This window comes from Syntrophotaleaceae bacterium (assembly GCA_041390365.1).
In the GTDB taxonomy this organism is placed as follows: Bacteria; Desulfobacterota; Desulfuromonadia; order Desulfuromonadales; family Syntrophotaleaceae; genus JAWKQB01.
The window spans coordinates 674,615-690,504 of sequence record JAWKQB010000001.1 but is presented as its reverse complement, the minus strand read 5'-3'; the positions used below and the strand labels follow the sequence as shown (position 1 = coordinate 690,504).

Genomic DNA, 15,890 nt, shown 5'->3' with positions numbered 1-15,890 from the left:
CGTATGGCCATGATAATGGAAATGCCTGTGGTACCGCCCACAAGACCGAACGCATCCCCATCCACTGGAGCGAAGCCCGACCAGGGAAAGGAGGCAGGTTTTCGGGAAGTGCTGAACGAAGAAAATCTCAAACAGGCGAAGGGTTCCGCCGAGAAAGGTCCTGAAGAAAAGGATTGCATCGACAATCCGTCCGAGGATTCCGAACCGGCCGCAGAACAGGTGTCTGAGGGATCGGTCGCGGTCTCCCTCTCGATCAATCCGGCTATCGCGGAGACACCGGCCGAAAAGTCTCCTTCGGCTCCGGGAACGGTTGAAAAAACGGCTGCATCTGTTTCCGGGGCAGTAAAACCGGATTCAGGGTCCGTCATGGAAACCGGTTCTCAGTTGCCTCAGTTATCAGGGGAACAGACGGGCCCGGAGGTTGGGACAGAAACAACCCTGCAGGCTTCAGGAGAAAACCTGAAGGCATCCGAGGGTAGGCTGGAGACCGAAAAACCGGCAGCAGCGGGAAGTTCAGCGCCTGCGGCGTCACAGCCGGCAATTCTGCGGGTCGGGCAGGAACAGAACGATCTGGCTGACATGAAAACCGGTCCGCAGGGGCTGATGGAAGCCACCTTTGCGGGACTCCTGAAGCCGGTCGATTCTCAGGGAGCCAGAAAGATCCCTGCCTCTGCATCCCTGCCTGGAACCGGCACGGTTCAGGCTTCCGGAGAAGAAGCAGAGTCCCTTTTGTCTTCACCCCGGCAAATGGTAACAGAGGAAGCCGAGGCCAGCCTGGCTGAAGCTTTGTCGAACCAAAACGCCGGATCTTCCGTCCCTGAAACCGGCGAACCCTTGATCGAACCCGGGGGCAAGACCCCGCTTTTCGATCATGCCCTTGCCTCGGCTGCCCAGGGAAAACCGGCAACCATCGGAAATGCAAGTCCCCTTCCCGGCGGCTCGCAGATGCCGGCTGTGAACCCGAGCCCGAACGAAGACGTCCGGGTTCTCGACCAGATCCTCCACCAGCTGCCGATGCATCGCATGGGGGAAAAAAGCCGAGTCGTGATCCGGTTGCATCCCGAAGAACTGGGCGAGGTCAAACTCGACCTGGTAATGGACAAGGATCATCTCAAGGCGCAACTGGTAACCCAGAGTCAGCAAGTGCAGAACATCCTCGAAAAACACCTTCCCCGCCTGCAGGAAGCCCTGCAGAATCAGGGAATCAACCTCGATCAGATCGAGGTCAGCGTCGACTCCGGAGGGCGGCAGGGGCAGGAGTTCTTCGATCGTCACAACCAACCCGCTCACCGGATCCGCTCCTTCGGCCCGCACCAGACGGTTTCTGAGCCCGCGAATGTTGCGCTCTTCAGCAGCCCGTCTGAAACAGGCCGGGGAGGTCTGAGTCTGAGAATCTGAACAAGGAGGTGACAGAAACATGTCCAGCGTCTCTTCTGTAACCGGCAGTGGCACATCCAGCAGTCTTTCCGCCATTACCGGCAACTCGACCATGGGGAAAGAGGATTTTCTCACCCTGCTGGTCACCCAGCTGCAGAACCAGGATCCGCTGAACCCGTCCGATCCTACGGAATTCACGGCACAACTGGCCCAGTTCAGCTCATTGGAACAGCTCTTCACGGTCAATGAAACCCTGCAGAGCCTGACCAGTGCGACCCAAGGGCAACAGCAGATGTCCGCACTCTCCCTGATCGGCAGGGAGGCCGTGTTTGACAGCGAAAAGTTCACCCTCGGCACCGAAAGCGTCTCTCTCGGCTACAACCTCGCAGCCACAGCCGACCGGGTGGAACTTCACATCCAGGACGAAAACGGCAAATCCCTCGCCATACTGAAACCTGAAGACAAGACCGCCGGCACCCATTTCGTCTCCTGGGACGGCCTTGATCTGAACGGCCGGCAGGTCTCCCCGGGCGATTATACTCTGTCCATCCTCGCCCTGGATACGGCCCAGGAAGGGATTCAGGCGAAACCGCTCTTCCGAAGCCGGATCTCCGGAGTCGATCTGGATCCGTCAGGAAGCGTACTGGTGACCGGCAGCGGCGATTTTTCCCTCGGTGATCTGATCAGTGTCAGGGATCAGGGCCTATGAGCGATAAAATCGTCATCATTCCGCAACCGATTCTTCCGGCAGGACAGGCTCCCGGTGTTGACCGGCGGAGCAAAACGGGTGCGACCGGACCCTCCTTCGATGAGGTGCTCGGCAAAAGCCTCGAAAATTCGAAGGTGCAGTTCTCCCATCATGCCCGTCAGCGGATGGCCAGTCGAGGAATCAGCTTTTCCGAAGCGGAACTCGGCCGGCTCGATCAGGCGGTAAACCTGGTCAGGTCCAAGGGCGGGCGGGATTCCCTGGTGCTGCTCAACGACAGCGCCCTCGTGGTCAGCGTCAAAAACAGCCAGGTGGTTACGGTCGTCGACCGCGAAAACCTTAAGGACAACGTTTTCACCAATATCGACAGTGCAATCATTGCTTAACCGAACCGGTCCTCAAACAGGAGGTTCGCGGGCTGCCGACCGATCGACGCAGCCTATACCCAGGAGGATAACAGCATGGCCATTTCAAGTTCGCTCTACAGTGGCATCAGCGGTCTGAATACCAACGGCAACGCCATGTCCGTCATCGGCAACAACATCGCCAACACCAATACCGTCGGCTTCAAATCGAGCCGCGCAGTCTTTTCCGATCTGCTCTCCGGCTATATCAACGGCTCCGGCGGGGCCTCCCAGGTCGGCCGCGGCACCGGACTGTCCATCGTCGACAACATTTTCGGCCAGGGAACCTTTGAAAGCACCGAATCGAATACGGACCTCGCCATCGAAGGGGAAGGCCTGTTCGTGCTCAGGGAGGCCGACAACAACACCACCTTCTATTCCCGTGCCGGTGCCTTCCGCTTCAACGGCGATGGTTATCTGGTCAATCCCGAAGGCTACCGGGTTCAGGGAAAACCCTTCGACATTAACGGCAATCTGAGCGCCGGCGACAGTTCAGATATCCAGATCGACATCAATTCGGCCATACCGGCGCATATGACCGCCAACATGTTCCTGGCCACCAACCTCGACTCCAATTCGGCGGTGGTTTCCGGCCCCTTTGACATCAACGATGCGACCACCTACAACTACGCCTCATCGAACACCATCTTCGACTCCCTGGGCAACACGCACATGTTGACCACCTATTTCGGCAAAACCGCCGATAACACCTGGGAGTACAACGTTGTCGACGAAGCCAACAACATCGTCGCCACTTCCGGCGGCACCCCCCTCACCTTCGACAGCAACGGCGAGCAATTGACCGGAGGCACCTTGACCATTTCCGGTCTCAACTGGGGAGGAGGGACTGGCGCACAGGATATCGTCTACACCCTGCAGACCACCCAGTACGCCAACGACTCCCAGGTCTTTTCACAGGATCAGGACGGCTTCGGTCCGGGCAGCCTGATGAAAATCTCCATCGATGGCGAGGGAACAGTCACCGCCAACTACTCCAACGGCGAGCGGATCAAGATCTCCCGCATCGTGCTGGCCAAGTTCGCCAACTTCAGCGGCCTGGTCAAGGAGGGGCAGAACATGTATTCCGCCACCGATGCCGCAGGTCCGCCCCGAGTCGGCGTACCCGGAGCGGAGCTTGGCACCCTGTTCACCAACGCTCTGGAACAATCCACCGTCGACCTGGCCGCCGAATTCGTCAAGATGATCACGACCCAGCGCGGTTTCCAGGCCAACAGCCGGGTCATCACCACAACCGACGAGATGCTGAGCGAACTGATCAACCTCAAGCGCTAAATAACGATGGGGCATTTCCCGAAAAAACCCCGGGCCGGGCCCGGGGTTTTTTTATTCCCGCAGTCTGTCATTACAGGAAAAGGGTGGCGGTTCTAACGGGTGAACGTCTGGATCACCGGGGTCAGAAGTACGGCATGAAGAGTGTTACCGATTGCGGCGTTGGCGGCGATCTGTCCGAGTTCGTTGATCGATTCCGCGGTACTGATCACACCGTCGAAAGATTCGTCTTCAAGCAGATCATTGAGATCCTGCATTCTGCCGTCGGTATAGAGGAAGGCGTGATAGGCCCCTGAGGCCATTTCCGAAAATCCCACGATCTGCCCTCGATTGTTGATATCGCGGGCGAAGCTGAAAAGACCTCCAAGAGTGCCGAGACTGCTCATGTTTCCCCCTTCATAAAGCATCGCTTCATCAAAGTTTCCGTCTATCGACCAGCTGCTCCCCACCACCTGTCCACGGTCGTTGATCCCCCACCCTTCACTGTTGCCTCCGATCGATCCCAGATCCTGAAGGTTTCCCCGGATAGCAATGAAGGCATGCTTGGGTCCGTCCGTAGGCAGGTCCTCGAGCATGTAGGAGTAACCCGCCACCTGCCCCGCCCTGTTTATGGCCCGGGCGTAACTGTACCCGCCGAAGGTCCCGATGTTTGACATTTTCCCACGAACGTAAAGAAAGCCCCGGCTGTCCCCTTCTGCGGTCTCTGAAACCCCTACCACCCTGCCGGCATCGTTGATGTCGAAAGCACTGCTTTGCTCCCCGCCGAGGGTGCCGAGATCCTTCATTTTCCCCCGAGAGAAGAGAAAGGCGCGAGCCGGTCCGTCGGCGGTAAACGACCGCCCAACCACAATACCGGCATTATTGATGGCCCGGGCCTCGCTGAAATTGCCTCCGAGGGTACCAAGATCCCGCATGACCCCTTTCGAATAGAGAAACGCCCGGGTTCCCCCCGCTGTTGTCGACGATCCCACCAGCTGGCCAAAGTCGTTGATTCCGTAGGCATAGCTTCTTTCGCCTCCCAGGGTACCGAGGTCGGTGACCCGGAAACGAATCTGGCGATTATCCGCAGCAGATGTGGCCACCGTCAGCAGGACGACGAGTAGAGTGAAGAGGATCCTTCTCATATTTTGTCTCCTTTCCAGCGTGCAGATGCGAACGTCAGAGGTCTATGCGAGCAGCCCCTCCCACAGGAACATTCTACTAGAAAAAAACCTCGAAATTCCGAATCTAATTTTCTGCATTTCACCACCTCTGCCGACACCCTTCCTATCGGTTTTGACAAATTCTGAAATTTTGTTAAAGGTCAAAACTCCGGCCCTTTTTTGCAGAAAGGAACCCTGATAATGAACGACAACGTGATCACCGACCTGCTGATTCCCGGAAACGGCCGAATCGTCATGCTGGTGCTGGACGGCCTCGGTGGCTTGCCCATGGAACCGGGTGGTCCAACGGAACTGGAGGCTGCCGACACCCCTCATCTGGATCGGCTGGCCCGGGAAGGCGAATGCGGCCTGCATCAGCCGGTCGGCACGGGGATCACCCCCGGCAGCGGTCCCGCTCACCTGGCGCTGTTCGGTTACGACCCTGTCCGGTATCAGGTCGGGCGCGGGGCCCTGTCGGCTCTGGGCACCGGATTCGACCTTCGGCCCGACGACGTGGCGGCACGGGGCAATTTCTGCAGCCTGGATGACCAGGGCCGGATTCTCGACCGCCGCGCCGGCCGCCTGGCCACCGAAGAGAGTCGCAAACTTTGTGACAAGCTCCGCCAGCTCAAACTTCCCGGCATTGAAATATTCCTTCAGACCGTCAAGGAATACCGCGTGTTGCTGGTTTTGCGAGGCGAGGGAATGGACGACGCCCTGACCGACACGGATCCCCAGTCGATCGGCGTGTCGCCGGCAACGCCCCGGGCCAAAACCGCCCGGGCCGACAGGACTGCAAATCTGGTGGGACAGTTTCTGGAAAAGGTTGGGGAAGAATTGCGCGACCACCCCCAGGCCAACATGATCCTGCTGCGAGGATTCGCCAAAAAGCCCGATTGGCCGACCATGCAGCAGCGCTTCGGCCTGCGGGCAGCCGCCCTCGCCGACTATCCCATGTATCGGGGCGTTGCCAGATTGCTGGGGATGGATGTTCTGGAAACACGGGGCGGTCTGGAACAGAATCTGCCGCTATTGAAAGAAAACTGGGATGACTACGACTTCTTCTTCCTGCACTTCAAACCCGCCGACAGCGCCGGAGAGGATGGCGATTTCCGGCGCCGGGTCGCCCTGCTGGAAGAGGTCGATACCCAGATCCCCCGTCTGCGGGAATTGAAGCCGGACGTGCTCCTCGTCACCGGCGACCATTCCACCCCCGCACGGATGAGATCTCACAGCTGGCACCCCGTTCCAGCCCTGCTCTGGTCCCCCCATTGCCGGCCGGACCCGGTCAGGCATTTTGGAGAAAGAGATTGCCTGGCAGGTGCCCTAGGCCCCCGCTTCCCCGCCATCGAACTGATCCCGCTCGCCCTGGCGCACGCCAGACGGCTGCAGAAGTACGGGAGTTGAGCTTCAGTCCGCGGTTCGGTCCGGCTCCTCCGGATGCCACTTCTTCATATGCTCGGAGTGAGTCTTGAGGTAGGCTCCAGGATTGTAGAATTCGTCATAGAAATCGAGGTCGAGGTGGTGGGCCTGGAGGTACATGATGAGGAACATGGAGGGGACCGTGGCGGGGAACTTGCCGAAGGTGTCGTAGAGATACCGGGCCTGAAAGGCGATGCATTCGCGGAACCTTTCGTCGTGAAACTGGGCCGCGGAACGCACCTTGCGGCTGTCTTTCCAGGGGCCGGGCGTTTCGGGGTGGAAGGGTCCGCCCGGGCCGAACTTGCGCTGGCAGAGGGCGTCGACGGCATCCCGCATATCCCGGTAGTGGGGCGGACAGTAGCCTTCCATCACCCCCTCCAGACCGGTCGGGTTCGGATAGGGCCAGCGGTCGTCGCTGTCGTAACGGAAGCCCAGGCCCGGTGCCTTTGAATCGCCGCTGGCGCCCAGCATGGCGAAAGGATCGACACCGTTGAACATCCACCCGCCCAGGCCCATGGCCTGCAGCATGAGAACCCCCGCGTAACAGCTGGTTCCCAGTTCCACGGTCAGTTCCGACAGAGACCACTGTTCGACGAAGGTGATCGGCCAGACGTTTTCGACATCGACGATGTCCTTGAACTTTTCTATGCCCGGGATGGACCGCCGGTTGAGGTCGTCATACAGGACCAGGCCGTTCTGCAGCATGTAGAGAAGATTGAGCAGCACATGCTGAGCCAGGTCGCCGACGGGGACGACCACCAGCGTGGACGGCTGGTTGAAGACCCAGGTGTTGTGGGGTTCGGTGAAGGGCACTTCGGGTGGAAGCTGCAGGCGCCCTTCCCCAATTTTGCGGACTCGGTTGCGGACGTTCTGTACAAAGGCTTCAGGGTCGAGGGCCCCGTCCTCGGTTCGGTCCTGGAAGGACGGCGCATCACGCATGTCGAGCAGGTAGACACCGTCATCGTCGGTAAAAAAGGTCTGACTCGTATGGAATCCTGCCGCCGAGGGGAAGGTGCGGCCGCCTGCTGCACCGGCATAATTGGAAAGGTAAGGTGCGTAACGGGCGGCCCGGTAGATCAGGTGGTTCCATGAACTGTTCCCCCCGCAAGCGGCCACCACCAGCATTTTTTCCAGCTCGGTCAATGGGAACTGCGGCCGTCGCGACTGGAAAGCCAAAACGCCGTCCGGAATTTCGGCACCCTGGAAAAAACGCCGGGAGCGACGCCCCAGGAGGGCGTCGACAAGGGGAAATGACAGCATGCTCTGAAATCCCGGCGGGTACTTTTCGCTCATCAGGGTTCCTTCCCATCATACTCTTCGCAGACAGATCAGGACAGATAGCCGAGTCTCCCTCTCCGCTCTAGGGCCGGGATCCTGAATCCTCCCCGGCTTGGAGGCACAGGGCGAAATCAGAAACCGGCGCTATCGAATCAGCAGATCGTTCTGTACCCGAATGACGCCGCCGACCTCGCTCGCTATTTCCTCGGCCCGTTGCTTGTCCTGCGCGGTTTTGACAAACCCGCTCAACTGCACAACGCCCTTATAGGTATCGACCTGAACGTTTCTTGCGGCAACCTCTTCAGCGGTGATCAGAGCGGTCTTAACTTTTGTCGTAATGGAGGCATCGTCAAGGTAGGCCCCCGTACTGCGGCTCTCCGGGCCTCCCGCACAAGCGATCAATGAAGATAACAGAAATGTCCCCAGGAGAAGTCGGCTCACAATGTTCATCCATTTCATCTCTTTTCCTCCTCTGGTTTGGCCCGCACAGTTCGGGCATGGGTTGTTTCAGTGTTTTTGGTAGGTGCCCATCAACTCGGCCTGGTCCAAAATATGACCCGACATGGCCGCCTCTATGTCTGACTTGGTCGGCCGCTCCAGAGGGTCCAATACCTTGTCCAGGGCATAGAGCTTGTGAATATAGCGGTGATTGCCGATGGGCGGGCAAGGTCCGCCATAACCGGTTTTTTTCCAGTCGTTCAGCCCTTCGCCGGTGCCTGACGGCAACTTGTCGACAGCTTCGGGAAGTCCCTCGCTGTCCGGCGGCAGATTGTAGAGGACCCAGTGAACCCAGGTCATTTTCGGCGCATCCGGATCGGGCGCATCGGGATCATCCACTATCAGAACCAGACTCTTGGTCTCCCTCGGCACACCCGACCATTCAAGGGGAGGCGAAATATTGTCCCCCTGGCAGGTGTATCGCGCCGGGATATCGCCACCCTTCTCAAAGGCAGGAGATTTGAGTTCCAAAGCCATTGTGGCCTCCTTTCCGTTGCAGACCAGGGCCAGTGTCATCAGCAGAACCAAGGAATACATTCGGGCGTGCACTTTGCAATCTCCCGGACCTGTTTTTCATGAAAATCAAGCAGTTCGCCTTTATTATTTATTTTTCAGACTATCCTCTTTTTTGCGGATGGCAAATATTTCGTCGAACAAAAAGCAGATGTCAAATACCTGACAGCCCTCCTTCCGCCACTTGCCCGGTCACGGATGGCTCTTTTCCCCCGGCTCTCTGTTCGGTTTTCCTGTTCATTTTATCCAACCAGTCAATTCACCAGGGTTTTTCCGCGGCATTCAAGGTCATCACGATAAATTGACGGCGACTGGCATGTTACTTGCCAATAGCTGTTTGGACAGGCCTTCTGTCCGGGATCGACAACATTCTGACAAGTAGAGGGTTTTAACTAATGGATCTCTCGACCATTCTCGGGATTGCCGCCGCCTTCGGCCTGATGATAATTGCCATCGCCCAGGGGGGCGGAATCTTTCTCTTCGTCGACATCCCCTCCATAATCATCGTCTTCGGCGGTACTGTGGGGGCGACACTGGTTCATTATCCCTTCGGAGAAGTCTTCGGTACCGCTTCCATCGTCAAAAAAGCTTTTCTTTACAAAAAAACCTCCTCGACCGAGCGCATCGAGCAGTTGATCCGATTTGCCGGGAAGGCACGCAAGGAAGGGATTCTCTCCCTGCAGACGGTGGTGGGCGAGGTCAGTGACCCGTTTTTCCTGAAAGGGCTGCAGATGGCGGTGGATGGGCAGGAGCCCGAAAAGCTCAAGGAAATGCTCGACCGGGAAATCGAGTACATCCAGGACCGCCATGAAAAAGGCGCCGATATCCTTGTGGCCATGGGCACCTATGCACCGGCCATGGGCATGATCGGCACCCTTATCGGCCTGGTACAGATGCTCCAGACCATGAACGATCCTTCCAGCATCGGCCCGGCCATGGCCGTCGCGCTGCTGACGACCTTCTATGGAGCGGTCGTTGCCAACGTCATCTGTCTGCCCATGGCCGGCAAACTGAAAAACCGGTCGGCGGGAGAGATCCTGGACAAAACACTGGTAGCCGAGGGGATGAAGTCGATTCTGGAAGGCGAGAATCCCCGCATCATAGAGCAGAAGCTGCACGCCTTCGTGGCGCCCAAGGATCGCCAATCAAACTTCGGAACCAAAAAGAAGGGATAGCATATGCCCCCAAAGAAAAAGAAATCCGGAGGTGAAGGCGGTGCTCCGGCCTGGATGGTGACCTACGCCGACATGGTCACCCTGCTGCTGACCTTTTTTGTTCTGTTGCTGTCCATGGCCAACATGGACATCAGCAAGGTTCGGGATGCCCTGGGTTCGCTGAGAGGAGCTTTCGGCATCTTCGGCACCTCTGCCCGGACCGAGATCGATAAGCCGAAGATCGTCAGTTTTACCCCGGTCGACGATGACTACGTGCAACGGCTTTACAACAAGATAAACGTCATCATGAGCCGGATGAAGATCGATGAGGACATCAAACTGGTCAAGGACCGCGGAGCGGTCATCCTGCAGGTCAAGGATTCCATTCTCTTCGATCCGGGGTCCCGCCAGCTGAAATCGACCGCCTACCCGGTTTTGCGCAAGATCGCCGGCCTGGTACGCCCCCTGCCACTGGCTCTGCGCATTGAAGGGCATACAGACAATTTGTCCTCTGGCGACCCCGCCATGACCAATTGGGATCTTTCGATCCAGCGGGCGGTCGCCGTTTTGAAATTTCTGGTCGATGAAAAGCTGATCCCTCTGGAACGTTTGGCGGCGGTCGGTTACGGCGATCAGCATCCGGTCGCTCCCAACAACACCGAGGAAGGTCGGACGCTGAACCGCAGGGTCGAGTTCGTGCTCGAAAGTCTCAACCATTACCGGGACGATCTTCCCTACCTGATCGACGCGCGCGATCAGATGCCCTTTTGAATTGAAGTCTGAAATCATACCGGAGGAATTTTATTTATGGCTGAAAAAGAAAACGCATCCGAACAGGGATCTTCCACAAAAAAGTCCCCACTATTCCTGATCATTGCAGGGGCTCTTGCAGTCCTGTTGATTGGCGGAGGCATAACGGCCTTTCTGCTGCTGAAGGGTGAAGAGCCGTCGACGGCTGCAGGAAGTCCAGGCACCGAAGCCTCGGTCTCGCCCCGATCATCCGATCTTGTCGGACCGATGGTCGATATCGAACCCTTCATCGTCAATATCCTTGATCCGGACGGAACCCGCTACCTGAAGGCCGCCATCACCCTCGAGGTTCAGGACGAAACGAAGAGTGAAGCGGTGAAACAGAGGATGCCGCAGGTACGGGATGCCATTTTGCTGCTGATGGGCAACAAGACCTTCAACGAACTGTCCGACCTTCAGGGAAAACTGCAGCTTCGCAGCGAACTGCTGGACCGTCTCAACGAGATCCTGGGAAAGGACAGTGTACAAAAAATCTACTTTACCGATTTCGTCGTTCAGTAGGGGCTTGCCGTGGAACGCATTCTTTCCAAGGAAGAAATCGCAGAACTGCTTTCGGCCGTGCAGGATGGGGATATCGATGTCGACCCCGTAGAATCCGGCGGACCATACGGCGAAAAACAGGTGCGCCAGCTCGATCTGCTTTTTGCCCAGAGTTCGCGCCAGTGCAAGTTCGACAACCTGGATATCATCATGGACTCCTTTGGCCGCAACTACGGTATCTCTCTCACAAACTGCCTGCAAAGTTCGGTCACGGTCAAACGGACGGCTATCGAAACCTACGAGTTTGATAATTTTCTGCAGCGTCTGGGCGAGAGGGAGGCCATCGGACTGATCCGCCTCGATCCCCTGCGCTGGGGCGGACTGTTCATCATGAGCGGGGAATTGGCCTTTTTCATCATGGAAAACCTGCTCGGCGGCAAGGTCGAACAGAAACGTCCCGCACCCAACCGCCCCCTTACAACCATCGAGCGGCATGTGCTGAAGGGTGTTTTCGACGATGCCTGCCTCGATCTGGAAAAGGCCTTTCTGCCTCTGGAAAAGTTGAACAGTCTCCTGGTCAAGATCGAGAACAATCCCCGCCTGGTCAACATCGTGCCCGCCGACACTTTGGTGATCGTCTGCCGCTTCAAGGTGACTCTGCGCAAACTCGAAGGCCAACTCACCCTTGTGCTGCCGCTGCCTTCGCTGGAACCGTTGCGGGACAAAATGCGCGAACAGATGGCACCCATGGCGAAAAAAAGCTTCAGTGCATGGAGGGAGACGATAGGAGAGGAAGTCGTCGAAATGGAAGCCGAAGTGGTCGCCCAGCTGGCCGAGATCGCCCTGCCGGTCAGGGATATCCTGAATTTCCAGGTGGGGGACATTATCGACCTGGGGCGGGACCCGAGCGCTCCTCTGACTCTGCTCGTCGAAGGGCGTCCCAAGTATCTGGTCCAGGCGGGGGTCACCAAGGGCAACAAGGCGGTCCGGGTGTTGAAACGGGCCGAAGAGATAAAGCAAGCCGAATCGAAAAGGAAATGAGGTAATCATGGCAACCACAGAAGACAAACCCGGCACCAAAAATCTTGAAACCCCGGAAAAATCGAGGGAACTTGGATTTCTGCTGGATGTTCCCCTGCAGGTCTCCGTGGAGATCGGACGTTCACGCATCCTGATCAAGGACCTTCTGCAGATGCAGGAAGGCTCGATCATCGAACTGGACAAGCTGGCCGGAGAACCCCTTGATCTCTATGTCAATTCCCGGCTTATCGCCCGCGGCGAAGCCGTGCTGGTCAAGGACAAGTACGGTTTGCGTCTGACCGATGTGGTCAGCCCCTCTGAACGGATCGAAAATCTGGGATGACCTGCATGAGAATCATCACCGCCCTGCTCCTGATCCCGGCCATTGCCCAAGCCGCCCCCTCGGCGGAAATGGCCTCCCCCGGTCTGCTCGGAAGCAGCCTCCGCCTGCTGGCCGGCCTGCTGCTGGTGGTCGGCTTTCTGCTGCTGCTCTATGCACTCAGCCGACGGGGACTGGCCTGGCTGCCCAAGGCGAAAGGCAGTCTCATCCAGGTCCGCGAAATGCGCCCTCTGGGCCCCAAGAAAAGCCTGTGTCTGGTGGAAGTGCGGGGACGGGAACTGCTGCTCGGCATCGGCGCCGACCGCATCGAAATGCTCAAGGATCTGGGCGAAGCAACCCGGGGAGAATTCGAGGCGCAGCTGCAGGCCGGCATCAGGGAGTCCCGGTCATGAAAAAACTGTTCGCTTTTTCCCTGCTGCCGATCCTCTTTCCCGCCATGACCTGGGCGGAGGGGCTGCCGACCCTCACCGTGGGGATCGGCCAGACCGCCGACCCGGCCCAAATGTCGACCGCTCTGCAGATTCTGCTGGTGCTCACCGTCCTGACCATGGCCCCGGCGATCCTGCTGATGACCACCGCCTTCATACGCCTGGTGGTGGTGCTGTCCTTCGTCCGCCAGGCCATGGGTACCCAGCAGATGCCGCCCAACCAGATCATCATCGGACTGGCACTCTTTCTGACCTTTTTCATCATGGCCCCTGTCTTCAACCAGGTGAACGAGCAGGCTCTGCAGCCCTACTTCAAGAAGGAGATCGGGCAGGAAGCCGCCCTGGAAAAAGCGGTGAAGCCGATGCGTGAATTCATGTTCAGCCAGACCAAGGAAAAGGAGCTGAGCCTGCTGATGGAGATCGCCGGAAACGAAGTTCCGGACAATCGGGACGACGTACCGACCATGACCCTGATCCCGGCCTTCATGCTTTCGGAGCTGAAACGTGCCTTCCAGATCGGCTTCATGGTCTATGTGCCCTTTCTGGTCATCGACATGGTGGTGGCCTCGGTTCTGATGTCGATGGGCATGATGATGCTGCCCCCGGTCATCATCTCTCTGCCCTTCAAGCTGCTGCTGTTCGTGCTGGTGGACGGCTGGAACCTGGTGGTCGGCTCGCTGGTGCAGAGTTTTTATTAGGAGCGCGTGGCTATTGGCTCGTGGCTGGTTAAACCTCAAGCTACAAGATACGAGCAACGAGCTACGAACAACCAGCCCCTTGAGGTAAAAAAATGACTCCGGAATATGTCTGCGATATCGGCCGTCAGGCGGTCGAAACCATTTTGCTGCTCTCGGCGCCAATGCTGCTGGCGGGTCTTGTGGTCGGTCTGGTGATCAGCATTTTTCAGGCAGCCACCCAGATCAACGAGCAGACAATGACTTTCATCCCGAAAATCGTGGCGGTGTTTGTCGCTCTGCTGATCTTCGCTCCCTGGATGATCAAGGTCATGCTGAGCTTTACCAGCCAGATCCTGCAGAATATCGCAACAGTCGGCAGCTGAGGTTTATCGTGCAGATCCCTGTCCTGCCCCTGACCACCGTCGAAAGCTTTCTGATCTGCGCCGCCCGCACGGGAGCACTGATCGGAAGCATTCCCATCATCAGCGGAGGGCAGACACCTGCCACCCTGCGGGCCGGGTTGGCCCTGATTCTGGCCCTGATCACCTATCCGGTGGCGGCCCCCTATATCCCGGACCACAGTTTCACCCCTGTCAGCCTTGCCATTCTGATCGGCCAGGAAGCTCTATTGGGGGTCATGATCGGGATCATGGCCCGCCTGATCTTTACCGCGGTGGAGTTCGGCGGCGACATTATCGGCTACCAGATGGGGTTCGCTGCCGCCAACATCTACGATCCGCAGAATCAGCATCAGCTGTCCCTGATGTCCCAGTTCCAGAACGTTTTCGCCATCCTGATCTTCCTGGCACTGGACGTCCACCATCTGTTTTTCCGGGTCATGGCGTCCTCCTACCGGCTGTTGCCGCCCGGTCAATTCGATCTTTCTGCAGGAGCGGTCCCTTTTCTCATGGAAATGACAGGCCGCATGTTCAGCCTGGCAGTGCGCTTCAGCGCTCCGATTCTCGTCCTCCTGCTGCTGTCGGGGCTGGTCCTCGGCATCATGGCGCGCATATTCCCCCAGCTGAACGTTTTCCTGCTGAGCTTCCCGCTGAACATCGGCTTGGCACTTCTGGTCATCGGTTTGACATTCCACATGGTGGCCGGGCTTCTGAGCCGGGAATTTGCCGCTTTGCCGGAGCGGCTGATGCATCTTTTGGAGCTTGTCGCCCGCGGCTCGTAGCTCGTAGCTCGTAGCTCGTAGCTCGTAGCTCGTAGCTCGTAGCTCGTGGATACCAAAACCCGCACAACCAGCAACCAGCAACTAACAACCAGCAACTAGCAACCGACTTTACATGGCCGACACCGATCAGGAACGCACAGAACAAGCGTCAGAAAAAAGACGCCAGGACTATCGCGAAAAGGGGCAGGTAGCTCAGAGCAAGGAGGTGCAAACGGCCGCCCTGCTTTGCGCAACCCTCCTGCTCTGGTATTTTTACGCCCCGCTGTTCTGGCGCCGGCTTTCCGTCTGGCTGGCGCAGATGTGGCGGTCTGCAGCCACAGCAGAGGTCACTTCGGCCGCCGTCGTCTCGCTGCTGATTCAGACGGCGATGCAAATCGCCCTGCTGCTGGCGCCGCTTCTGCTGGTGGTGTTGCTGGTCGGTTTTTTTTCCAGCTTTCTGCAGATCGGCTGGCTGTTCACCACAAAGCCTTTGCAGCCCGACTTCAGCAAAATGAATCCCGTCACCGGAGCCGCCCGTTTTGTATCAAAACGCTCTCTGGTGGAATTGATCAAATCCCTGGCCAAAGTGCTGCTGGTCGGAACTGTCGCCTACAGGGTGGTGGCCAATGATTTCGACCAGGCTCTGCATCTGGTTGACAAGGACGTCATCGAAACCGTCCGGACATTGGGCCAGATTTCTTTGACAGTGCTGCTCAAAAGCTGTGCCATCCTGATCCTGCTCGGTCTGATCGATTTCCTGTATGTTCGCTGGGAGATGGAACAGAAAATGAAAATGACCAAGCAGGAGCAGAAGGAAGAGTTCAAGGAGGTCGAAGGGGATCCCCACATCAAGTCGCGGATCCGCTCACTGCAGCAGCAGATGGCCCGGCGGCGGATGATGGCGGAAGTGCCCAAAGCGGATGTCGTCATCACCAACCCGACCCACTACTCGGTGGCCCTGCTATACGACCGCAGCCGCATGGATGCCCCCCAGGTGGTGGCCAAGGGCGCCGACAATGTCGCCATGCGGATCCGGGAGATCGCCCGGGAGAACAATGTGCCCCTAGTGGAAAACAAGCCGGTGGCCCGGGCCCTGTACAAGGTCGATCTCGGCAAGCAGGTGCCGGAGGAGTGGTTCAAGGCGGTGGCGGAGATACTGGCTTATGTATACGGCTTACGCCGTTGAAAGGCG

Annotated in this window: 19 protein-coding genes; 15 read left to right on the top strand and 4 right to left on the bottom strand. The window is 57.9% G+C overall.

Going from position 1 to position 15,890, the window contains the following annotated elements:
• Positions 1-3: 3 nt before the first annotated feature.
• The 4 genes from R2940_03320 to R2940_03305 all read left to right on the top strand — a co-directional run bounded on the left by R2940_03320 (position 4) and on the right by R2940_03305 (position 3,780).
• A complete protein-coding gene (locus R2940_03320) occupies positions 4-1,398 on the top strand; it encodes a flagellar hook-length control protein FliK (protein ID MEZ4598803.1) in 1,395 nt (464 codons plus the stop codon).
• A 19-nt stretch (positions 1,399-1,417) separates the two neighbouring features.
• Positions 1,418-2,086: a flagellar hook assembly protein FlgD gene (locus R2940_03315; GenBank protein MEZ4598802.1), complete on the top strand. Its 669-nt coding sequence runs from the start codon at positions 1,418-1,420 to the stop codon at positions 2,084-2,086.
• Complete coding sequence (locus R2940_03310) at positions 2,083-2,469, top strand: TIGR02530 family flagellar biosynthesis protein (GenBank protein MEZ4598801.1); 387 nt, start codon at positions 2,083-2,085, stop codon at positions 2,467-2,469. Before R2940_03315 ends, R2940_03310 begins: the two co-directional genes overlap by 4 nt.
• A gap of 75 nt (positions 2,470-2,544) precedes the next feature.
• A complete protein-coding gene (locus R2940_03305) occupies positions 2,545-3,780 on the top strand; it encodes a flagellar hook protein FlgE (GenBank protein MEZ4598800.1) in 1,236 nt (411 codons plus the stop codon).
• 92 nt (positions 3,781-3,872) lie between these two features.
• Here R2940_03305 and R2940_03300 read toward each other — a convergent pair whose 3' ends face one another.
• A complete protein-coding gene (locus tag R2940_03300) occupies positions 3,873-4,901 on the bottom strand; it encodes a hypothetical protein (protein MEZ4598799.1) in 1,029 nt (342 codons plus the stop codon).
• 219 nt (positions 4,902-5,120) lie between these two features.
• Between R2940_03300 and R2940_03295 the strand changes: the two genes are divergently transcribed.
• Positions 5,121-6,326, top strand: a complete 1,206-nt coding sequence (locus tag R2940_03295; GenBank protein ID MEZ4598798.1) for a 2,3-bisphosphoglycerate-independent phosphoglycerate mutase — start codon at positions 5,121-5,123, stop codon at positions 6,324-6,326.
• Positions 6,327-6,329: 3 nt separating this feature from the next.
• On the opposite strand, the gene R2940_03290 is transcribed toward R2940_03295, so the two are convergent.
• The 3 genes from R2940_03290 to R2940_03280 all read right to left on the bottom strand — a co-directional run bounded on the left by R2940_03290 (position 6,330) and on the right by R2940_03280 (position 8,594).
• Complete coding sequence (locus R2940_03290; GenBank protein ID MEZ4598797.1) at positions 6,330-7,634, bottom strand: hypothetical protein; 1,305 nt, start codon at positions 7,632-7,634, stop codon at positions 6,330-6,332.
• 129 nt (positions 7,635-7,763) lie between these two features.
• Positions 7,764-8,078 (bottom strand): BON domain-containing protein, encoded by a 315-nt coding sequence (locus R2940_03285; protein ID MEZ4598796.1) that lies wholly within the window; start codon positions 8,076-8,078, stop codon positions 7,764-7,766.
• Positions 8,079-8,126: 48 nt separating this feature from the next.
• Positions 8,127-8,594, bottom strand: coding sequence for a YbhB/YbcL family Raf kinase inhibitor-like protein (locus R2940_03280; GenBank protein ID MEZ4598795.1), 468 nt, complete (start codon positions 8,592-8,594; stop codon positions 8,127-8,129).
• A gap of 431 nt (positions 8,595-9,025) precedes the next feature.
• Here R2940_03280 and R2940_03275 point away from each other — a divergent pair, with 431 nt between their 5' ends.
• The 10 genes from R2940_03275 to flhB all read left to right on the top strand — a co-directional run bounded on the left by R2940_03275 (position 9,026) and on the right by flhB (position 15,884).
• Entirely contained in the window at positions 9,026-9,805 is a 780-nt protein-coding gene (locus tag R2940_03275; GenBank protein MEZ4598794.1) for a MotA/TolQ/ExbB proton channel family protein, read from the top strand.
• A gap of 3 nt (positions 9,806-9,808) precedes the next feature.
• A complete protein-coding gene (locus tag R2940_03270) occupies positions 9,809-10,555 on the top strand; it encodes a flagellar motor protein MotB (protein MEZ4598793.1) in 747 nt (248 codons plus the stop codon).
• A gap of 36 nt (positions 10,556-10,591) precedes the next feature.
• Positions 10,592-11,095, top strand: coding sequence for a flagellar basal body-associated FliL family protein (locus R2940_03265; GenBank protein MEZ4598792.1), 504 nt, complete (start codon positions 10,592-10,594; stop codon positions 11,093-11,095).
• A 9-nt stretch (positions 11,096-11,104) separates the two neighbouring features.
• Positions 11,105-12,115 (top strand): flagellar motor switch protein FliM, encoded by a 1,011-nt coding sequence (gene fliM, locus R2940_03260; GenBank protein MEZ4598791.1) that lies wholly within the window; start codon positions 11,105-11,107, stop codon positions 12,113-12,115.
• A 7-nt stretch (positions 12,116-12,122) separates the two neighbouring features.
• Positions 12,123-12,437: a flagellar motor switch protein FliN gene (fliN, locus tag R2940_03255; GenBank protein MEZ4598790.1), complete on the top strand. Its 315-nt coding sequence runs from the start codon at positions 12,123-12,125 to the stop codon at positions 12,435-12,437.
• A gap of 5 nt (positions 12,438-12,442) precedes the next feature.
• Complete coding sequence (locus tag R2940_03250) at positions 12,443-12,826, top strand: flagellar biosynthetic protein FliO (protein ID MEZ4598789.1); 384 nt, start codon at positions 12,443-12,445, stop codon at positions 12,824-12,826.
• On the top strand, positions 12,823-13,560 hold the full coding sequence (fliP, locus tag R2940_03245) for a flagellar type III secretion system pore protein FliP (GenBank protein MEZ4598788.1): 738 nt from the start codon (positions 12,823-12,825) through the stop codon (positions 13,558-13,560). Before R2940_03250 ends, fliP begins: the two co-directional genes overlap by 4 nt.
• Positions 13,561-13,652: 92 nt before the next feature.
• A complete protein-coding gene (fliQ, locus tag R2940_03240; protein MEZ4598787.1) occupies positions 13,653-13,922 on the top strand; it encodes a flagellar biosynthesis protein FliQ in 270 nt (89 codons plus the stop codon).
• Positions 13,923-13,930: 8 nt separating this feature from the next.
• Positions 13,931-14,719: a flagellar biosynthetic protein FliR gene (fliR, locus tag R2940_03235; protein MEZ4598786.1), complete on the top strand. Its 789-nt coding sequence runs from the start codon at positions 13,931-13,933 to the stop codon at positions 14,717-14,719.
• A gap of 112 nt (positions 14,720-14,831) precedes the next feature.
• The gene (gene flhB, locus R2940_03230; protein MEZ4598785.1) at positions 14,832-15,884 is read left to right on the top strand and encodes a flagellar biosynthesis protein FlhB; all 1,053 of its coding nucleotides are present in this window, start codon (positions 14,832-14,834) and stop codon (positions 15,882-15,884) included.
• The last annotated feature ends 6 nt before the right edge of the window (positions 15,885-15,890 follow it).